Below are 20,409 nucleotides of genomic sequence, written 5' to 3'. Positions count from 1 at the left end.
GGTAATTGATCTAAGAGTTCAACGAAAAGTTCTAAATGATGAGGGGTCGTTACTATGACATTACAGCATAACGAAGCTGTACTTGGGCTAGATATCGGGACAACGAGTCTGAAGGCGGTTCTGTTCGGTCAGCGGGGAGTGGTACTTGCTTCAAGTACGATAGAATATCCGTTAAGTCATTCCAAACCGGATTATGCCGAGCAGGATCCCGAACAGATTCTGCAAGCGGTAGTGAAATCCATCCAGCGCGTGCAAGATCAAGGCAGGGTCAAAGGGTACAAGATCAAGGCAATCGGGCTTAGCACCGCCATGCACTCTCTGATCGCTATGGATTCTTCGGATAATCCGCTTACGAAAGCAATTGTCTGGACGGATAACCGCAGCTTGAGGCAGGCGGAGAAGCTGATGCAGGAGCACGGTGGGCATGAGATTTATCTGCGCACCGGCACGCCTATTCATCCTATGTCCCCTCTCTCCAAAATATTATGGATGAAAGAAGAAGCACCTCAGTTATTTGCGAAGACCAGAATGTTCGCTGGCATCAAAGAGTTCATCCTGCACAGACTCTATGGCACCTATGTCAGTGACTATTCGATCGCTTCCGCAACAGGTCTTCTGCACTTGGAGACCATGGATTGGGATCAGGGCGTGCTTGATCTGCTGGGCATCTCCAAGGAACAGCTTCCCACGCTTGTTCCCACAACCCATGTGCTCACCGGGATGGCTCCGTCATATGCGCTTGAGATGGGCATTCCTGCGGAAACTCCCTTTGTGGTTGGGGCGAGCGACGGGGTTCTGGCGAACCTGGGCGTGGCGGCCACAGGCCCGGGTGAAGTAGCGGTAACGATCGGGACCAGTGGAGCGATCCGGACGGTAACAGACAGACCGGTAACTGATGAGAAGGGCCGCACGTTCTGTTATGCTTTTGCTGATCAAAAATGGGTGGTTGGCGGACCGACGAATAACGGCGGGATCATGCTGCGCTGGCTGCGGGACCAGTTCGCCACACCGGAGATCGAGGTTGCGAAGAAGCTTGGTGTCGATCCTTACGATCTGATGATCCAATATGCGGAGAAGGTTCCGGCGGGATCAGAGGGGCTGCTGTTCCTCCCTTTCCTTACAGGGGAGAGGGCGCCTTACTGGAATGCCAATGCGAGAGGAACGTTCTTCGGAATCAGTCTCCGCCACCAGCGGGAGCACTTCATCCGGGCTGTTCTTGAAGGCGTTGTGCTAAGCATCTTCTCTGTGGGTGTCGCTCTTCGTGAGTTAACCGGACCGGCCAAAGAAATTATCGCCTCCGGCGGATTTGCCCGCTCTGCAGTATGGCGCCAGATTCTATCGGATGTAATGGGCAAGGAGCTGCTGGTTCCGGAAGTGGCGGACGCATCTGCCATGGGCGCGGCTGTCTTGGCCCTCTATGCGACAGGCGATCTGGACTCTCTAGCCGAGATTCGATCGTGGGTGCGAATATCCCATAGACACCATCCTGACCTCAAGAACAGCGAGGTCTATCTGGAGCTCTACTATATGTATGAGAGACTGTATATGAAGCTGAAGGATGAGTTCGATATCATGGCAGAATTCCAGCGCAGCGGAGGATTTGAGACCACGCTGGACTAACATGGGGCTGTGATCTCAACATAGAGGAAAAGCTGCCCGTCGGGGCAGCTTCAATTTATGGATTGATCCTACGATTAATCTGATTCTGGCCCGGGTTCAAGCTTGTGTCATGAGGAGGCTTGATCAGCATGCCTTTACAGGTCCGGTTGACCGCCTTCTGAATTTTGCCCGGGAGCAGTGCCTTGAATTTGTCCGCTTTGTCGGGGCTTAACTTCCCCGAGGCTACACTGTGATCTATCCGGGCTGAGATTGAGTTCTTCAGCTTAAGGACATAATCGGCTTCGCTCCAGCCTTTCTTCTCTAAGGCGATCTGGCGCAAGGATTTGCCCTGCTTCAGCTCCGCGATCACCGCTTCATGTGAAATCCCAAGAAGGGATGCGGTCTCACGGACCAAGTGGCCGTAGAAATGGCCATGCTGCTTTCCGGTTCTGCCGTCCGCATGGCCGACCTCATTACCTGGCGGCCGGACTGCATAAGGCTCACTAAGAGCTGATACCTTGCCTGAAAAGGCACCAAATGCCGCTCCTGCCGTAATGAATACAGCTGCAAGCGCACGGACAAGCCGGAATAATCTTTGTTGCTGCATAGATCTTCCACCTTTTCATGTTGGAGTATGGGGAGCTGTTACAAGTGGGACATTACAAGTGTGGACCAAAATACATAGTTCATAAACCAGTCAGGCTAATATCTGATGAAATTTTGGGGTAATGATTGGGTAGGGCGTATAGAGAGAGGAGGAATAGCCTTGACGTTTGGAGCAAGGATGCTAAAGACCGGCATTGCGGTAACTTTGGCTTTATATTTAAGCGTATGGCTGAATTTCTCATCACCTGTTATTGCCGCGGTGGCAGCTATTTTTGCCATGCAGCCTTCGATATACAGGTCGTGGAGGTATTTGGTTGATCAGCTGCAGACCAACACCCTGGGAGCGATTCTGGCGCTTCTTGCCGGGAGTGTATTCTCCAAGGAACCCATTGCGGTAGGCCTGGTATGTATTCTCGTTATTATGATCTGTCTTAAGCTCAACATGGGAGATACTATTGGAATCACCCTGGTTACTGTAGTCGCCGTAATGGAGGCATCGGGACAGTGGGAGTTCGCGCTTAACCGGTTCGTGCTCAGTCTTATAGGCATCATATCTGCCTTTGTAATTAATATGGCCGTCTTCCCGCCCAAGCCCCGGGTTCAATTCGTGAGCCAGATTAGTCAGACCTTCAACAAGCTGTCTCTGCTGCTTCGGACCGTGATCTCTGATGAGATTAAGGAGACGGTATTCCGTAAGGAAAAGCGGGAGCTGGAAGACTCGATTAATTCTTTAACGGATAAATTCAAGCTGATGGAAGAAGACTTGAAGAAGCTGAAGACACCCAAATTCAGTGACAGCCGCAAGCTGGTTGTCTATAAGCAAATGCTGCATACCCTTCGTAAAGGTTATGAGGTTCTGGACGCGGTGGAACAGCATTACTTCCAGGCTGTGCGGCCTGAGTCCATCAATAAGGAATTCGATGCCCATCTGGAGAGGTTAATCCGGTTCCATGAGCATATTCTGCTAAAATTCGATGATAAGCTCAAGCCGAATTTTCTGGAGGCGGAGCTGCTCGAGCAGGACAATGACGAATTCCTTAGACGAATGCTGGATCACTATGCGGAGAAAAGAGTAGGGGTGCTTAGGCTGTCCATAGTCTCGGCAGAGATGTACGATTACGGTCACCAGCTCGAACGGCTTAACCGTCTGTCGGATCACACTGCAAATAAGCCAGATGAGCATTGAATCATTCATTAGCATATAACAACAAGAAAAAGTCCCGCCGGCTTGGCGGGACTTTATTATACGGTGCCTTTAGCGAACAAGCACCATTGATTTGCCGATGCAATACTGATAAAATAAAGTTTAGACTCTAAAGGGAAACCTATTTAAATAAATTGATCCTGTGTCAATTTTACCACGTTATATCGTGTGTGTCAATAGGCCTGGATGACACCGGAAAAGGGGCGAATGAACATTGAGTATAAATGATCAGGACTGGCAGGAGGAACAGACACGGGTAAGTGATGTAACTCAGCTCATTGGCAAGCGAATCAAGCGTTTGGAGCAGGAAGTGGGCAGCGTTCGTGGAGACGTTGTGGAGATGAGAAAAGACTTCTGGGATGAGGTGACAATGAATTTCAGCGAGTCTGATGATGTCGGAGAGACGTCTACAAGTCTTCGCCAGCAGTCTGAGATCCTGTCCGACCGGGAGCGGAGTCACCTGCATGCCTATGCCGCCCTTGGCAAAATGAAACGCCTGTTCCAATCTCCTTACTTCGGAAGAATTGATTTTGCTGAAGAGGGGGAACAGCCGGAAGCTATCTACCTCGGCATTGCATCTCTCCTTGATGAGAAGGATGAACAGTTTCTGGTCTACGACTGGCGTGCCCCAATCTCGAATTTGTATTACGACAGCACCCCGGGTCCCGCATCCTATCAGACTCCATCAGGCCAGATCGAGGGGACGATTGAGCTCAAGAGGCAGTATGTCATTCGTGACGGTGAGATCAAGCTTATGTTCGATACAGGCGTAACCATAGGGGATGAGCTGCTGCAGCAGGTGCTCAGCCGTTCCTCTGATGCGCAGATGAAGAGCATCGTAGCAACGATACAGAAGGAGCAGAACCGGATTATCCGCAATGACCGGAGCCGGATGCTGATTGTCCAGGGTGCGGCCGGGAGCGGCAAGACCTCAGCGGCTCTTCAACGCGTGGCATATTTGCTCTACAAATACAGGGAGCATTTGAAGGCAGAGCAGGTCATCCTGTTCTCCCCGAACCCCATGTTCAATAGTTATGTCTCGACCGTTCTCCCTGAGCTTGGCGAAGAGAATATGCGCCAGACTACATTTCAGGAGTATCTTGAACACCGGATCGGCAGGGAGTTTCAGCTTGAGGATCCTTTTGAACAGCTGGAATACGTGCTCTCCAGGTATGATGAAGAGGGTTATAAGGCTCGGATAGAAGGTATCCGTTACAAATCCTCCCATCAGTATTACAAGGCCATTAATAACTATAGAGACAAGCTTGAACAGGGTCTGATGCGTTTCAGGCCTTTGCGCTTCCAGGGGCAAGAGATTGTAAGTGCAGCCTCTATTCAGGAACGCTTTTACGCTTATGACCGTTCCGTTAGACTGGCCAACCGGTGTGAATTGTTGAAGGAATGGCTGCTCAAAGAGCTGGCGGCCTTCGCCAAGAGTGAACTTGACAAACCTTGGGTTGAAGAACAAATTCAGCTGCTGGATAGCGAAGAATATCAGAGGGCTTTCCAGCGGATGCGCCGTAAAAATCGCCGGAAGAGTGAGTCCTACAATGATTATGAGGACGAGAAGACGATTTTGGCCAAAATGGTGGTCAGCAGCAAGCTCAAGCCGCTTCGCAGATGGGTGAAGGCTCTGCGGTTCGTTGATAACAAGCAGCTGTATGCCCAGCTGTTTGAACAGCCGAAGCTGATGCAGGAGCTGAATGAGGGAGAGCTTCCGGAACACTGGTCCGAGATCAGCGCCTTCACTCTGAACAAGCTTAAGAAGACTGAACTCGCTTACGAGGACGCAACCCCGATGCTGTATCTTAAGGAGCTTATACTCGGGTTCCATTCCAATACATCTATCCGCCATGTCTTTATTGACGAAGCTCAGGATTATTCACCATTTCAGTTGTTCTTCCTCAAAAGGCTCTTCCCTAGAGCCCGGATGACCGCACTTGGTGACCTTAACCAGGCCATTTATGCCCATGCTTCGGCACTTCAGCAGTCTTCGGTGCTGACCGATCTCTATGGGGAAGAGGAGAGCGAACAGATTATTTTGACACGGAGCTACAGATCGACGAGAGAAATTGTTGAATTCACCAAGGGAATGATCCCTGGAGGAGAGCAGATTCAGGCATTTAACCGGGCCGGGGAGCTGCCTAAGGTTCAACGTGTGAAGGATCATAATCAACTTCATCAGGCTTTAGCGGAGGATATAGAGATGCTGCGGGCTGAGGGATATGAGACGATTGCCGTCATCTGCAAGACAGCCGCAGAGAGCCTGGCCGCCTATCAAGTGCTTGAAGAGGTGCCTTCGGTAAAACTGATCAAGAAGACAACCCTGAATTTTGAGCGGGGCATTCATGTAATCCCGGCATATCTGGCTAAAGGTGTGGAATTTGATGCCGTGCTTATATATGACGGGTCGGAAGCTTCCTATGCCCGTGAGACAGAGCGGAAGCTCTTCTACACGGCATGCACCCGGGCTATGCATCTGCTCCATATCTATTCGGTTGGCGAAATTAGCCCCTTTATTGCACAAGTTAATCCGGACACCTTCGTGAGCCTGACTTGAATGACTGAAGCCAAGCGGGATAATTTCACCTCGATCTATCCACAATAACAGGTAATCGAGCCTGCTCGTTATCTGAAAGGTGGTAGTTAAGCATGGATGGCAAAAAAGGGGATCTTATTGCGCTTGCTTCCATTCCGTTAATCATGACCCTTGGGAATTCAATGCTCATTCCAATCCTTCCGGAGATTGCCCGGAAATTAAAGGTAGGCTCTTTCCAGGTCAGTATGTTAATTACCGTGTACGCTATTGTAGCCATTATTCTTATCCCGATTGCCGGCTACCTCTCGGACAGGTTCGGACGCAAAACTGTGATTATCCCGAGTCTTATTATTACTGGGCTTGGAGGCGCATTGTGCGGGGTTGCGCCTTGGTTCGGGGAAGGGATTTCGGTATACTGGATCATCCTCGCTGGACGGTTTCTGCAGGGGATTGGAGCTGCCGGAGCCTTCCCGATTGTTATCCCCCTTGTGGGAGACATGTTCGAGAACGAAGAGGATGTCAGCAAGAGTCTGGGATTAATCGAGACCTCCAATACGTTCGGCAAAGTGCTCAGTCCTATTCTGGGAGCCGCTCTCGGCGCATGGCTGTGGTACCTCCCGTTCCTGACGATACCAGTACTCTGTCTGATCTCGCTGCTGCTCGTCATATTTCTGGTCAAGTCGCCTAAGCGAAAAGAGAAGGATTCTTCACTTCGTGCCTTCCTCGGGGATGTGAAGGATGTTCTGAAGGAGAAAGGCCGCTGGCTGTACGCCATCTTCGCCATTGGCGGAATCTGCATGTTTTTATTATTCGGCGTCTTGTTCTACCTGTCGGAGCAGCTTGAGACCAAGCATCATCTGAAAGGGGTTATGAAAGGTCTGGTGCTGGCCATTCCCTTGGCTGCCCTGTGCCTCGCTTCTTATATTACCGGTAAGAAAATCGGAAAGAACAAAGTGCTGATGAAGTGGGCAAGCGTGGTGGGCATGGTGTTATCCACAGGCTCTCTAGTCGGAATCAGTATGTTCAATAACATCTATTTCGTGATCTCTTGTCTGATTGTCTGCGGCGCCGGTGTAGGAATTGTTCTACCCTGTACAGACACCTTGATCACCGAAGGCATTGAGAAAGAACAACGGGGCACGATTACCTCCTTATACAGCAGCATGAGGTTCATTGGCGTCTCCTTAGGGCCTCCGGTCGTATCCCTGCTTATCCAGACCAGGCATATGACCATGTTCATCGTGATTGCCGCCGTATCTTTGATCGCCGTTATCCTGATTCTTCTGGCGATCAGACCCTCCAAGGAGCCGGAGAGGGAACCTTCTGCAAGAAGACATGCCATCCATCAGCCATAGACAGAGTGGATCGTGTTCAGAGCGGAGCCTGCATGGAAGCAGGCTTTTTTTGATTGCCCCGAAAAGGGTGCCAACCCCTGCATACATTTGGTATGATAGAGGCAAGCCAATACATACCGGGAGGAACAGCACATGAATGGAAAACAAGCGGCAGGATATCTGGCCGCCGAATGGGTCAAAGACGGCATGACTGTGGGGCTTGGAACCGGCTCCACTGCTTATTTTACAATTGAGAAGTTAGGGGAGAGAGTAGCTGAAGGCCTCAGGATTACAGCGATTGCGACCTCGAAGGCTTCGGAAGAGCTTGCCCTTAAATATAATATTCCGTTGTTGAACCCATCTGAAGTGGATAAGCTTGATATTGCTATTGATGGCGCTGATGAGCTTGATCCAGAGCTGAATCTGATCAAAGGCGGCGGGGCCGCGCTTCTTCGCGAGAAGCTTGTGGCTCTTCATAGTGATCAGTTCATCGTGGTTGCTGATGGCAGTAAGGCAGTGGATAAGCTGGGCGCGTTCAAGCTGCCGATTGAAGTTGTGCCATTCTGTTATGAGTGGACGCTGCAGACTCTTCGTGAGAGCTATCCTGTACCTTTTGAGATTCGGATGAAGGGCGAGGATATTGTGGTAACGGATAATGGCAATTACATTATTGATGCGTCATTCGGGCGGATCGAGTCTCCGCAGCAGCTTGCAGAGGAATTGAAGCGGATTACCGGAATTGTCGATCACGGGCTGTTCATCGGGATTGCAACTAGAGCGGTTATCGGGTACGAGGATGGACGGACTGAGGTTATTCAAGGTAACTAAATACGTTGGATGACAGAATAACCTCCCTAGGGAGGTTACAGTCTGTAGACAAAGTTCCGAAAGGAGCAGGTCTACAGACTTTTTTTGTAGAATAAGTCAAGGAAAAGGTTGATTCGAGGTGTAAATGATGATTAGTAAAAATAATTATGAAGGTCGCTTTCAGATTTCTGTGAATGCGCTAGACGACCTTGTGCCTAAGGATCATTTGGTTCGCAAGTTAGAAAATGCGATCGATTTTAGTTTTATATACGAGCTGGTTCAAGATAAATACAGTGCGGTTACGGGGCGTCCGAGTGTCGATCCCGTAGTTCTGATTAAAATCGTGCTTATCCAGTATCTATTTGGCATTCGCTCCATGCGCCAAACCATTCGGGAAATTGAAACTAACGTAGCTTACCGCTGGTTCATCGGCTATGACTTCACCCAGCCCATTCCCCACTTCACCACTTTTGGTAAAAACTATGTTCGCAGGTTTAAGGACACGGATATTTTTGAATCCATTTTTGCACGTATTCTGGAAGAAGCTTTAGGGCATGGCTTTGTAGAGCCAGACGTGCTTTTCATGGATGCAACGCATGTGAAGGCAAACGCCAACAAAAATAAATATGAAAAAACGATGGTACAGGAGCAAAGCAAAAAGTACCAAGAGCAGCTTGATAAAGAGATTAATGAAGACCGGATCCAGCATGGGAAGAAGCCTTTCGGAAAAAAGCCTAAGTCCGCTCTGAAAGAAACAAAAACAAGCATCTCCGACCCTGAGAGCGGACTATTTGTAAAGGGCGAAAAAGAACGTGTATTTGCCTACAGTTTTCATACGGCCTGCGACCGCAACGGCTTTGTTCTGGGTGCGAAAGTAACTCCAGGAAATGTACATGACAGCCAGGTGTTTGAGGATGTGCTTGAGCTCGTAAAGAAGTCTCTGGGCAAGCCCACAGCTGTAGCAGTTGACGCTGGATACAAGACTCCCTACATTAGTAAATTGCTGATCGATGACGGGATACGGCCTGTTATGCCATACACAAGACCTCGTACAAAGGATGGCTTTTTCAAGAAATATGATTACGTATACGATGAGCACTACGATGCCTATATCTGTCCGAACCATGAGTTTCTAACCTATGAATTGACGAACCGGGAAGGGTACAAGATGTATCGTTCCGATCCCACAATATGCAAAGACTGCCCCTTCTTGAGTCAGTGTACCGAAAGCAAGGACTTCACTAAGCGAATTAGCCGCCATATTTGGGCTGACTATCTGGAAGAAGCAGACCACCTTCGGCATACCGATGAAAACAAACAAATTTACTCACAGCGCAAGGAAACGATTGAGCGCGTATTTGCAGATCTAAAGGAAAAGCATGGCATGCGCTGGACGACTTTACGAGGACTTCGTAAAGTTTCCATGCAGGCGATGCTCGTTTTTGCTTGCATGAACCTCAAAAAGTTAGCCACCTGGCTCTGGAAGTCCGGTGGCTCAAAGCGATATTTGGCTTTATTTATGATCTCTTACAGAAAAAAACAAAGACAAACTCCTGTGTTCCTAACGGGAACAAGAAGTTTGTCTGCAATCTGTAACCTCCCTAGGGAGGTTATTCTTTTTTATATAATTTCACCGCAAATACCTACAGGATAAATGTGAAAAGTATGATATTATACTATGAAACTTATAAAAAAACAAGTGGAAAACTCTTGCAAATAGGCTTGGAATATAGTATTTTGAAATAGGAAATATTTCACAAGAGAGGAGGCGAGATGAATGGATAAAATGTGCATGCAAATGATGATGAACATGTGTATGGAAGATATGATGTCTAAGATGAACAGCATGAAGATGATGATGGAATGCTGCTCAAATATGGACATGATGAACATGGACATGGATATGGGCATGATGATGAAGAAAATGCAAGACTGCGATGAAATGATGACTATGATGATGAAGATGATGCGCGAGATGAAACAAACATCCGTGTAATCCGGATAACAGCTTACATTTCAGAATGAAGCTTAGGTCTCATTAATGCATGAATCATACCAATTGAATAACTGCAATGTTCACGGCAATCCCCAAAATTGCCATGAGTCATTTCATCGAGGCTGAGCAGTCCACTGCATGCCTCTTTTTTGATTTCCAGCTATCATTTCGAATGAGATTTAATTTGTTGTGAGAGGGTTACCCGCTCTAGCTTCAGCGTCCACATCTGTTCAAGCAGCATTTGCTTGGTGGTATCATCTGCGCTTCGGCGGATCTGAATAAATAGATCCATCATCCGGGCGTTTATTTGATCAAACTGCCTCCACAATTCTTCTTCCATTTCCTTGTGCAGCTCATCCTCGCTTGTATTATATAACGTCTCCAAGGTGAGCAAAATGTGAGTATGCCATTCCCCATCACCAATCTGCTTCGCATAATTGAGAAGATCCAGGTAATCATCAATTCGCTGGGAGAGCTTAACTGCCGCTTGAGTCATCATAACCATCACCTTCAATATTGTCTTTATACCAAGTATTATACTGGGAATTTAATGAATTGCAATATGTTTACTTTTGAATTTTGAAATTTTAGTTTGACTGATTTAACAAATTTGTTGTTAACCCTGCCAATAGAGTAAACTTACAAGTGATGTTTTTGACATAGAAGGGGCTGATTGCGTGTTAGTGAATGTGAAGAATCAAGTGGAGAGTCCGGATATAAGCCGGATCCTTGAATATGCTGTCTATTCGGATGAAGACCTGCTGGCGGAAGCCATTAAGCGGTATCAGGAGGATAGAGAGGCTCAGCTGTACGCGCTGAAGCATGAAGAAGAGTTGATTGGCCTTATCGGTTATAAGATGGAAGATCAGAACGCGCTGGTTATCAATCATCTGGCGATCTCTCCCGAGCATAGAAATCAAGGGTATGGCAGAGGGATCATACTTGAGGTTCTGTACCAAGAGAAGCCGGACAGGATCATCGCTGAGACAGACGAGGAGGGCGTTGACTTTTATAGAAATATTGGGTTCGTTATAGAGACCAGCAGCAAGCTCCCTAATGGAGTAGAACGCTTCCGCTGTGTATATGAGGCGGAGCTTCACGAGCAGGAGGAATAGTGCAGTTCGGGATATTCATGGAGTTCGGTTAGAATCTATCTGGAATGCCCGCATATAAATAATGGCCAGCAACCAACGAAATGATGTAGCGACTACATGGTTTCATTGGTTTTTTTGCATGTTCAAGTTGACTTTTGGGCCGGGGAGATTTAAAGTTCTATTATCGAACTATTTGAGGATTGAATCATTATGCAAAATGGGGGAAGAGGAGTGGAACAGCAGTCCAAAGAGCTGATTGAGCGCTACGTAACTGCTTCGGCTACCGTGACCAAGCGGCTCAGTAGTGAAATTGCCAAGATTGTTCAAGATGACATGACCGTTGATCAGTACCAGACTTTGTACTATATCAAGACACAGCACGAGTGTACTTCGACGGAGCTGGCGGATGCTTTCTGTGTGGGCAAGAGCTCAATTACGGCGATCATTACCCGGCTTGTGGACAGGGGACTTGTCGAGAGGACTCGTGATAAGGAGGACCGCAGACTTGTATATCTGTCACTCACAGAGCTTGGACATGAGATTTCAAGCAAGGCAGATGAGAAGGTACAGGAAGTGGTGGCCAAATATCTAGTCCATTTCAATCAGGAAGAAATTGAGTCTTTCATTACCAGCTTTGAGAAGCTGGCCAGACTGTTCGAAGAAGGGAGTAAAGAATAAATGAGATTTATACTAAAAGCGAGGTGGTGGATGATCCTCTTCTGGATCGCCGCTGCCGTAGGCTTAATGCTAACAGCTCCTTCCATGGCGGATCTGGTCCGGCAGAAAGGCAATTTGTCTGTGCCTCCCGGCTATGCTTCATCCGAGGCGTCTGACTTAATGAAGGAGATCAGCGCCATGAAGGGCGGAGGGAAAGAGACGCAGATCGCGCTCGTCTTTCATGAAGACAATCCTCTGAATCAGGAGGCCAAGGATTCCATCAAAAGCGGCATTCAGAAACTGAATGATGCCAAAGCCAAGATCGGAATTGTGTCCATAACAGACCCGTTCTCTACCCCGGACGCAGCCGATAAGATGATCTCCAAGGATGGCAAGACGATTCTCACCTCCCTCTCTGTTGAGATGGACGGACGTCCACTCAAGGATACCGTTAAGGATATCCGCAGTACGCTGGATTCTGTTCCAGTGAAGCATTATCTGACGGGCCAAGAGCAGATTAATGAAGATACGATTGCAAGCTCCGAGAGCGGACTTAAGAAATCGGAGTACATTACCGTTGTATTTATTCTTCTGATCTTGTTCATAAGCTTCCGTTCGTTCGTGGCTCCATTTATTCCTCTGCTGACCGTTGGGATCAGCTATGTAGTGGCTCAGTCGGTGGTTGCATTCCTGGTTGATTCTTTCGACTTTCCGCTGTCCACCTTCACCCAGATCTTCATGGTCGCGATTATGTTCGGCATAGGCACAGATTACTGTATCCTGCTTATAAGCCGGTTCAAGGAAGAGCTTCAGCATACGGATGATAAATGGGAAGCCATTATAGCTACATACCGTACCGCAGGGAAGACGGTGTTCTTCTCAGGTCTTGCTGTTCTTGTCGGTTTTGCGGCAATTGGCTTGTCTGAATTCATTCTGTATAAGTCAGCCGCTGCGGTAGCGGTGGGGGTTGCTGTTATGCTGCTCGCCCTCCTCACAGTGGTGCCGTTCTTCATGGCGGTACTCGGTACCAAGATTTTTTGGCCTGCAAAAGGGTCTCTGGAGCACAAGGAGAACAAGTTCTGGGGTATGTTTGGCGCCTTCTCACTTAAGCGTCCCTGGGCGGCGCTTCTGCTTGTAGCTGTATTCACGCTTCCATTCGTGTTCACTTACAGCGGTAAGGTATCCTTCAACAGTATGGAAGAGATTGGCGACAATTATGAGTCGGTCAAAGCCTTCAATATCATCTCTGACAGCTTTGAGCCGGGAGAATCGCTGCCTACTTCCATTGTAATCAAGAACAATGAACGTATGGATTCTGCAGAGTATATGACTTTGGCGGAGAAGATTAGCCGGGAAGTCAAGTCGGTTGATGGAGTTGCGAGTGTGCGTGGATTAAGCCGCCCAACTGGTGATGAAGTGAAGGACTTCAAGCTGACGGAGCAGGTGAAGACCGTCGGTGAAGGTCTTGGTAAAGGGAACGAAGGATTGAATACCATCAAGGATGGCCTTGCTAAAGCGAGTAACTCGTTAAGTGAGAACGAGCCGAAGCTCAAACAGGCGGCCGATAGCACAGGGAAGCTTGCTGAAGGTACGGCGAAGCTGAAGGATGGAATCTCCCAGCTGAATAACGGGTTAACAGCTATTGAGAAGGGAATACGAAGCGGCTCTGACGGGGCGGGTCAGCTTAAGCAGGGACTGCAGCAGGCGAAGAAAAGCGCACAACAGCTGGCCGCCGCGCAGCAGCAGCTTCTGAAGTCTTATCAGCAGATCGGGCAGGGACTTGGCTCGATTAACGGCGGGTTATCCAGAGTTAACGAGCAATTAACCGGGGCAGCGCAAGGGTTGAACGGCCTGAGCGGCAAATTCAGCAGCCTGGAGAGCAAGTATCCTGAGCTCGCGTCAGACCCCGATTATTTGACTATTCGGGGCACAGTTACAGAAACGGGCAAAGGTATGACTCAGTTAGCTGCCGGGCTCAAGCAGCTGCAGGCACCTCTGAATCAAGCCGCCGGCGGCCTCAAGCAGGCCAATGAAGGCTTGGCCAAAATCGCCGGAGGCCAGTCCGCATTAGCGGGCGGATTTGATCAGCTGATCAGCGGTATCTCGCAGCTCGAATCGGGGCTGGATCAAGCGGCTTCCGGTCAAGGTCAGATTATTGACCGAATCCCTTCGGTAGTGAGCGGGCTGTCTCAGATTGAGAACGGTCAGAAGCAGGTGCAGAACGGATTCACCCAGTTCTCGGGACAGATCTCGAAGCTTACTGACGGACTTAGTCAGAGTGCGGACGGAATTGCCAAGGTCTCCGGCGGACTTGATTCAGCCAAGGATTACCTGAATCAGGTCGGGACTGCAGATAGCGGACTCGGCGGCTTCTATGTCCCTGATGAAGCCTTGGACAATAAGGATATAACCCAGTTGTTCGATACCTACCTGTCTGCGGATCGCAAGATTATGACCTTGGATGTTGTCTTCTCTGAGAATCCGTATGGCACAGAGGCGATCAGCCAGGTGGATCAGATCAAGGCTGCGGTGGACCGCGCAGTTCAAGGTACGAAGCTGGCTGAGGCCGAGATTGGCTTCGGGGGAGTATCCAGTACTTTTAACGATCTGAGATCCATCTCTAATGAAGATTATACTCGTACGGTTATATTAATGCTGGCCGGTATATTCATTATTCTGGTACTGCTGCTTCGCTCGGTAATTATGCCGATCTATCTAATTGCTTCACTGGTGCTCACCTTCTATACTTCCATGGGAGTTACTGAGCTTATCTTCGTGAAGATTATGGGCATGTCCGGGATCAGCTGGGCAACGCCATTCTTCGGATTCGTAATTCTTGTAGCGCTGGGTATAGACTACAGTATCTTCCTGATGGACCGGTTCAATGAGAACAAATCGTGGAAGGTCGGAGATGCCATTCTTCATGCCATGAGAAATATGGGAACCGTCATTCTGTCCGCTGCGGTCATTCTTGGCGGAACCTTCGCTTCCATGTATCCTTCGGGAGTCATGTCCATGATGCAGATTGCTACCGTGGTGCTGACGGGGCTTGCCTTGTATTCCCTGGTTATTCTTCCATTCTTCATTCCGGTTATGGTGAAGCTGTTCGGAAGTGCCAACTGGTGGCCTTTCTCTACACGGGACGAAGCGGATCATGTTAAATCCTCCAAGGTTGAACATACCAAGATGAGCTGATTGCAGACTGGTCAGTAGATAAGGCCTCCACGCGTCTCAAGAGGCGCCATGAATTGGTATGGGTGTAATAATAAAAGAACGAGCCATCAGCAAGCAGATTATTCTGCCAGCTGAAGGCTCGTTCTTTTTTGTGGGAATTAAGCAATAACTATGCAGCAGCCCGATGGCTATACCTGCTGGCGCTTGAGCCAGCTTCGTAATGCCCACTTGCGTTCATGACGCTTCTTGTACTTGGGCAGAGAACGGTAGATGCTGATGGATTCCGTGTAAGCCCTGCGCGCCTCATCCTTCCGATTCAACGATTGATATACATTGCCAAGCAAAAAGTAGGCTTCGCAGGAAGACGAGTGAATTAGACTGAATTTCTCGGCATAATAGATAGACTTCTCTGCATTTCTGTTCTGATAGACAGCGGCCAGCTTAAGGAAGGGCTGTCCGTAACGGACTCGTTCATTAAGCTCCAGGGCGCGAAGCATATGTGCTTCCGCCTCTTCCACTTGGCCAAGTCCTAAAGCGGCTGTTCCGAGATCATCCCAATATTCTGCGGATTCCCTGGACGAAGACTCCATTTCTTGAAGTAAGGAATAAGCTTCGCTATACTTTTTTCTCTCAAGCAGAAGTCTTGCAAGATCGCGCTTGGCTGAAATGTCATGATGATTAAGCGCGAGCTGCTGACGGAGTAAGGATATGTCTCTCATCCGCCGGAAGGGTCTTGTCACACTTGGGAATACGCCGACAAATTGCCGGTCAAGCACATAAATAATGGCCAGCAGAATGATAATCGCCAGAAATGGGTTCCCAACAAGCCACCACAATGCGGAAAAAAGAATGAATTTAGACATCATGACCTCCGCGAGATTTGTAATTATTTCCGATTATATCACAAGCCGGAAGATCACCTGTGGATTAGTTCTAATTGCCTGGGATAAGGGTAAATTTATATATATTCGAGAACGCTGGTGGAATATTTGGATCAGAAGAGTAATGAAAAGTTATGGAGTAAGGGTACAGGCCGATACGGCGCTCTCTTAACTAGCATATGCTGTCTTAAGATAAAAGGAGGGATTGTATGCAGACCAGAAGCGGGAATCATGCGCAAGGTATTGATGTCTCCCACTGGCAGGGGGCTATTGATTGGCGGAAGGTGAGAGCCGCGGGCAAATCCTTTGTATTTATTAAAGCTACGGAGAGCAGCCGTTACACGGACAATCAATTCTTCAATAATTTGAAGGGAGCGAAGTCAGCAGGACTCCTGGTGGGAGCGTACCATTTCACCAGAGCAGCCAAACCTGCGGATGTGAAAGCGGAGGTGGATCATTTCCTAAGCGTAATTAATCAGGCAGGAGGACTGGACACTTTCGAGCTGCCCTTTGTCCTCGACATTGAGACCAAGGAGGCAGGGACTCGGGCCAATGTGACTGCCACGGTGCGCGCCTGGGTAGATGAATTCAAGCGGCGGACTGGCAGAACCCCGCTCCTGTACACGTATCCGAGCTTCATTGAGGGATATCTGGACTCAAGTCTTGCAGATGTGCCGCTCTGGTACGCTTATTACAGCAATGTGCCGCCCGTGAATAAGTCAGGCTGGAAATCCTGGGAGTTCCTCCAGTATACGAGTGAAGGCACCGTGCCGGGGATCGGTGGAAATGTCGATCTTAATGAATATAGGGGAAGTGAGGCTGAGCTGATGGCTGTCTACAAGAAAGGCAACAATGGATCGAAGCCGCCTGGTCACAATCCTGAAGTTCCAGCCTGGAAGGAATCCGGCAGACAGTGGCTGATCGATCATGCTGGAATCAGCAGCGACTGGAAAGCGGAGGACCCGGTTGATATTGGAACTCTTGGAGCTATTCTTGCCAAATTCACCTCAAGAACCAAAAACTCCTGAACCTATTCGAAATATATCTGCGAAAGAGCCATGAACCGAGCGTATACGCGGTATAGTGGCTTTTTTCTGTGGTTGGGAAGCCAGGTCAGGGCGAGTGTTGCATCTATCCAATAAATTTTGAAAATACCAATACAGTTGCAATTGTCTTTTGATTAAGGCTGCCAACAACACTGTTTCTCTAGACCCACACGGTGTCCTCTAGTTAAGATAGATTGACCGGCCAGAGCCGGGGAGATGTACGACAAATCACTAACAAGGCGGTATGTTCAAGAATGCAAGCAGCTAACAAAACATTTGTGGCAGTATGGATCAGCTTGATCAGCAATTTGTTTCTGACTGGAATTAAAATTTTTGTGGGCGTCCTGTTCAAAAGCCAAGTTCTCATTGCAGACGGTATACATAATGCTGGAGATGTAGTGGCTTCTTTTGCTGCGCTCACCTCTACCCGGATCTCGAAAAAGCCTGCAGATGAGGATCACCCTTACGGTCACGGTAAGGCAGAGGTTCTAGCTTCCGCGGTAGTAGCGCTAATTCTGGCTCTAGCCGCAATTCTGATGATAGTCAAGTCTATCGAGTCTTTCTTCGCTCCCGCCGAGGAGGCAAGCATTATCGCCCTGTCCGCCGCGTTGATTTCCTTGATTTGGAAGCAGGTATTGTACGTATATTGCATTCGGATAGGTAGAGCAGAGAACAGTAAAAGTCTGATGGCCACGGCCTACGACCATCTTGCGGATGTCTATGCGTCAGCGGCTGCTTGTGCGGGAATTGGTCTTGCGCTGCTAGGTGATTATTATGATATTCCGTTCACGAAATATGGAGATCCTATCGCGGGGCTGGTCGTATCTTACTTCGTAATCAAGCTGGCCTATAAGATGGGGCGGGAATCTGTGGATATCCTGATGGAAAAGAACATTGATCAAGAAAAGCTGGACTCCATTCATCAGATTGTGAACCAAGTTGAATATGTGAGACGGATAGATCGGATTCGGGCAAGAGAATTAGGGAATTATATTATTGTTGATGTCAGAGTTAGTATTCCGAGTGAGCTGACCGTTCAGCAGGGACATGACGTTAGCAAGGAAATTCGGAATTCGATAAAGAGCGGGGTAAGTTACGTAGAAGAGGTGCTGGTTCATATTAATCCTTGGTATCATGGAGATACAAGTGAAGAGAAATAGAGAAAAGCCATACAGGAGCCGATAATGAAGAGGACGATGACTGCAGCAAAGAGCATTAGAATTCTTTCGAATGAATCCAATCTTTTCACAGATAATCACTCCCCGTTTAAATGTTAACTAATTATACAATAATATCCATACGTTCGGGAAGATCCTACTAAAAATACTTTCATATATTCATAAATTCTATTTAGAAAGTACTAGAACTTTCCTCTGCACTTCCCTATAATTTAGTTAATAAGTAAAGGATGGTGCGGGATTTGTCGTCTTCTTATGTTTATATTGGCCTTGGGATTTTTGACGCCCTCGCCATGTTTGCTCTAATGATCTCCCTTTACAGGCTTCCTCTCTGGTCACATCGCTATAAAGTGACTGCTTTTGCAGTATTTATCGCTCTGTTCTCCTTTGTGATGAGGCTCTTAATCGAGATCCCCCAGCTTGATCTCCCGATTCAATATTTGTTCTTTTTGATTTTTATCAAATATGTGTACAGACTTAAATTCAGTCATTCCTCATTTGTTGCAGGGGCAGGGATTACGGCTTATGCGGTTCTGCAGCTTACAATCTCTTATGTTTATAATCTGGTGGGGATGATCTATCAGAGTGATCTGTTAAAAACCGAGGGTGCAGTGTACCTGATTCAGATCAGCTCCATTCTCGCTGCTTATGGTATATCGATCTTCCTTAAATATTTCAGATTGGGCTTCTCTTTTATCCAGATTCCGCAGGACGGACGCCCTTCTCCTCAGAAAGAGCAGACATCCTTGCTAATTGCCTCCATTCTTTCGACCATTACTATTTTTCTGATCAGCTTTTTTCTGTACAACGTAGACTTTCCGGGTCTTATCATCATGACATTCTCAACCTTCAGCATTTCTTATTACTTCTCTCAAAGGAGCGACTATGAAGGGGTTAGAAGCATTATCGAGGCATCTCTCGAGCAAGATAAAGGAAAGTGATCCAGAGGGACCGGTCAGCCTTGAAATTCTGGAATATGAGCTCGGAATAAGGCTGAATTTTATAGCTACACTGCTTATGACTGTACTGGCTGGATGGATAACCGGGAACTTATGGGAGGCCTGCCTGGCCATGGTCTCCTTCCTGGTGGTAAGACGGTTCTCGGGCGGCGTGCATATGAAGTCACTAACACTTTGTGCTCTAGTATCGGCTTCCATTTTTGTAAGTATTCCTTTCATCGTGCTGGACCCGGAGCAAATACGGTTATTCACACTTATATCTGCAGCCGTATTCTTGATTTACTCCCCTAACATTCTGGAGGAATTGAATCCGCCGCCGCTCACACCTTACATGAAAGCAATCTCGGTAGCTTTGGTTCTATCTAATTACATATTTCAGTCTTCAGCCATAGCTCTCGCCTGTGCTGTGCAAGCTTTTCTCATACTTCCTTTCTGGAAAGGAGGTGAGTCAAGATGAAGAAGCAGTTAGCCCGCAGTATCTCTGATTTTTTGTATAAAAGTGCGAAGAAATCCTCCATTTCTCCTAAGAGTTTTATCGGAGCTAAGCCGCTCCCTAGAGAATTACAAGAAATTAAGTCCAAGTAATATCCTATTACTTACAGCTTTGATCTTCCAGACAAGCAGTGAACCACATACTTAGTCAGTCAGGACAATCCAGATATAAGTCTAATAGAAAGCCCATGTGAAGACATGGGTTTTCTTCATACTTGATAACAGAACATATGTTCCTGTATAATGACATAAGACTGGTTCGGGAATGGTAATTCTATAGGTTGGTAAGCTGAGAAGGAGGGACCTTGTATGCTTCCGGATTTCGAGCGCAAGCTGCTGCGAATTCTGTATAATTACTCTTTGAAGTATCGGCGCATCCCGGATCTTCGGGAGATTCAGCGCCTGACGGGCAGACATCGTACTGAGGATATTAAGGAAGGGATCCTTCGGCTTGAGAAGGAGAAATACATATTGTGGGAGGACCGGGATGATGTTGGAACCATCCGGATTCTGGAGGGCTGGGACCGCGAGCAATCGGGATTCTCCCGGAGTGACACAAGCAGCAGTACAGAGTATTGGACGAAATATTAAGAGACGTAAGCGATCAATTTGCTGACAATTGGGTGGGTGTCCAATCCACCGAGCGACTCCGCGAATACAATACCAATGTATCTTAAATACAAGGAGGTTTTCGCAAATGAGTGAAGTAAGAGGCGGCGGCTACGGTGGTGGCGGAGTGTTCACATCCACAGGCGCAATTCTGGTACTGTTCATTCTGCTCGTTATTATCTCCCGTTCTATCCTGTACTAAGGAAGAATATCTGAATCCTGAGTGATTTGACG

General features: G+C 47.9%; 20 protein-coding genes. 17 read left to right on the top strand and 3 right to left on the bottom strand.

The window, feature by feature from the left end; translation table 11 throughout:
* Positions 1 to 54: 54 nt before the first annotated feature.
* Complete coding sequence (gene gntK / locus LDO05_RS12520; RefSeq protein ID WP_251375721.1) at positions 55 to 1,620, top strand: gluconokinase; 1,566 nt, start codon at positions 55 to 57, stop codon at positions 1,618 to 1,620.
* A gap of 55 nt (positions 1,621 to 1,675) precedes the next feature.
* Here the strand turns inward: gntK and LDO05_RS12515 are convergent, their stop codons facing one another.
* Entirely contained in the window at positions 1,676 to 2,206 is a 531-nt protein-coding gene (locus tag LDO05_RS12515; protein WP_251375720.1) for a hypothetical protein, read from the bottom strand.
* Positions 2,207 to 2,365: 159 nt separating this feature from the next.
* Here LDO05_RS12515 and LDO05_RS12510 point away from each other — a divergent pair, with 159 nt between their 5' ends.
* The 6 genes from LDO05_RS12510 (at position 2,366) to LDO05_RS12485 (ending at position 10,085) form a co-directional block, all read left to right on the top strand.
* Complete coding sequence (locus LDO05_RS12510) at positions 2,366 to 3,391, top strand: FUSC family protein (protein ID WP_251375719.1); 1,026 nt, start codon at positions 2,366 to 2,368, stop codon at positions 3,389 to 3,391.
* 232 nt (positions 3,392 to 3,623) lie between these two features.
* Positions 3,624 to 5,969, top strand: a complete 2,346-nt coding sequence (helD, locus tag LDO05_RS12505) for an RNA polymerase recycling motor HelD (protein WP_251375718.1) — start codon at positions 3,624 to 3,626, stop codon at positions 5,967 to 5,969.
* Positions 5,970 to 6,061: 92 nt separating this feature from the next.
* Positions 6,062 to 7,303: a bacillibactin exporter BcbE gene (gene bcbE, locus LDO05_RS12500; protein WP_251375717.1), complete on the top strand. Its 1,242-nt coding sequence runs from the start codon at positions 6,062 to 6,064 to the stop codon at positions 7,301 to 7,303.
* Positions 7,304 to 7,435: 132 nt separating this feature from the next.
* The gene (gene rpiA / locus LDO05_RS12495; protein WP_251375716.1) at positions 7,436 to 8,110 is read left to right on the top strand and encodes a ribose-5-phosphate isomerase RpiA; all 675 of its coding nucleotides are present in this window, start codon (positions 7,436 to 7,438) and stop codon (positions 8,108 to 8,110) included.
* A 127-nt stretch (positions 8,111 to 8,237) separates the two neighbouring features.
* Entirely contained in the window at positions 8,238 to 9,743 is a 1,506-nt protein-coding gene (locus LDO05_RS12490) for an IS1182 family transposase (RefSeq protein WP_251378714.1), read from the top strand.
* A gap of 123 nt (positions 9,744 to 9,866) precedes the next feature.
* Positions 9,867 to 10,085, top strand: a complete 219-nt coding sequence (locus LDO05_RS12485; RefSeq protein ID WP_251375715.1) for a hypothetical protein — start codon at positions 9,867 to 9,869, stop codon at positions 10,083 to 10,085.
* Positions 10,086 to 10,248: 163 nt separating this feature from the next.
* Here the strand turns inward: LDO05_RS12485 and LDO05_RS12480 are convergent, their stop codons facing one another.
* Entirely contained in the window at positions 10,249 to 10,584 is a 336-nt protein-coding gene (locus LDO05_RS12480; RefSeq protein WP_251375714.1) for a hypothetical protein, read from the bottom strand.
* Between the two features lie 178 nt (positions 10,585 to 10,762).
* Here LDO05_RS12480 and LDO05_RS12475 point away from each other — a divergent pair, with 178 nt between their 5' ends.
* From LDO05_RS12475 to LDO05_RS12465, 3 genes are all read left to right on the top strand, one after another.
* Complete coding sequence (locus LDO05_RS12475; protein WP_251375713.1) at positions 10,763 to 11,200, top strand: GNAT family N-acetyltransferase; 438 nt, start codon at positions 10,763 to 10,765, stop codon at positions 11,198 to 11,200.
* Between the two features lie 210 nt (positions 11,201 to 11,410).
* Positions 11,411 to 11,857: a MarR family winged helix-turn-helix transcriptional regulator gene (locus LDO05_RS12470; protein WP_251375712.1), complete on the top strand. Its 447-nt coding sequence runs from the start codon at positions 11,411 to 11,413 to the stop codon at positions 11,855 to 11,857.
* Positions 11,858 to 15,031 carry an MMPL family transporter gene (locus LDO05_RS12465; protein WP_251375711.1) on the top strand — a complete coding sequence of 1,058 codons (3,174 nt, stop codon included), beginning with the start codon at positions 11,858 to 11,860 and terminating at the stop codon, positions 15,029 to 15,031.
* 167 nt (positions 15,032 to 15,198) lie between these two features.
* Here the strand turns inward: LDO05_RS12465 and LDO05_RS12460 are convergent, their stop codons facing one another.
* A complete protein-coding gene (locus tag LDO05_RS12460; protein ID WP_346657574.1) occupies positions 15,199 to 15,876 on the bottom strand; it encodes a tetratricopeptide repeat protein in 678 nt (225 codons plus the stop codon).
* Positions 15,877 to 16,100: 224 nt separating this feature from the next.
* Between LDO05_RS12460 and LDO05_RS12455 the strand changes: the two genes are divergently transcribed.
* From LDO05_RS12455 to LDO05_RS12430, 7 genes are all read left to right on the top strand, one after another.
* The gene (locus LDO05_RS12455; RefSeq protein ID WP_251375710.1) at positions 16,101 to 16,919 is read left to right on the top strand and encodes a glycoside hydrolase family 25 protein; all 819 of its coding nucleotides are present in this window, start codon (positions 16,101 to 16,103) and stop codon (positions 16,917 to 16,919) included.
* A 272-nt stretch (positions 16,920 to 17,191) separates the two neighbouring features.
* Entirely contained in the window at positions 17,192 to 18,097 is a 906-nt protein-coding gene (locus tag LDO05_RS12450) for a cation diffusion facilitator family transporter (RefSeq protein ID WP_251375709.1), read from the top strand.
* 260 nt (positions 18,098 to 18,357) lie between these two features.
* The gene (locus LDO05_RS12445) at positions 18,358 to 19,056 is read left to right on the top strand and encodes a hypothetical protein (RefSeq protein WP_251375708.1); all 699 of its coding nucleotides are present in this window, start codon (positions 18,358 to 18,360) and stop codon (positions 19,054 to 19,056) included.
* Entirely contained in the window at positions 19,001 to 19,531 is a 531-nt protein-coding gene (locus LDO05_RS12440; RefSeq protein WP_251375707.1) for an accessory gene regulator ArgB-like protein, read from the top strand. Before LDO05_RS12445 ends, LDO05_RS12440 begins: the two co-directional genes overlap by 56 nt.
* Positions 19,528 to 19,659 carry a hypothetical protein gene (locus LDO05_RS18855; RefSeq protein WP_276575512.1) on the top strand — a complete coding sequence of 44 codons (132 nt, stop codon included), beginning with the start codon at positions 19,528 to 19,530 and terminating at the stop codon, positions 19,657 to 19,659. The genes LDO05_RS12440 and LDO05_RS18855 overlap by 4 nt, the downstream gene beginning before the upstream one ends.
* A gap of 216 nt (positions 19,660 to 19,875) precedes the next feature.
* Complete coding sequence (locus LDO05_RS12435) at positions 19,876 to 20,157, top strand: hypothetical protein (protein WP_251375706.1); 282 nt, start codon at positions 19,876 to 19,878, stop codon at positions 20,155 to 20,157.
* Positions 20,158 to 20,263: 106 nt separating this feature from the next.
* Positions 20,264 to 20,377, top strand: coding sequence for a YjcZ family sporulation protein (locus LDO05_RS12430; protein ID WP_251375705.1), 114 nt, complete (start codon positions 20,264 to 20,266; stop codon positions 20,375 to 20,377).
* Positions 20,378 to 20,409 lie beyond the last annotated feature (32 nt).

It is taken from the genome of Paenibacillus sp. YPG26, from assembly GCF_023704175.1.
GTDB lineage: Bacteria > Bacillota > Bacilli > Paenibacillales > Paenibacillaceae > Fontibacillus.
The sequence above is the reverse complement of the archived record's forward strand: the minus strand, read 5'-3'. Positions and strand labels throughout refer to the sequence as shown.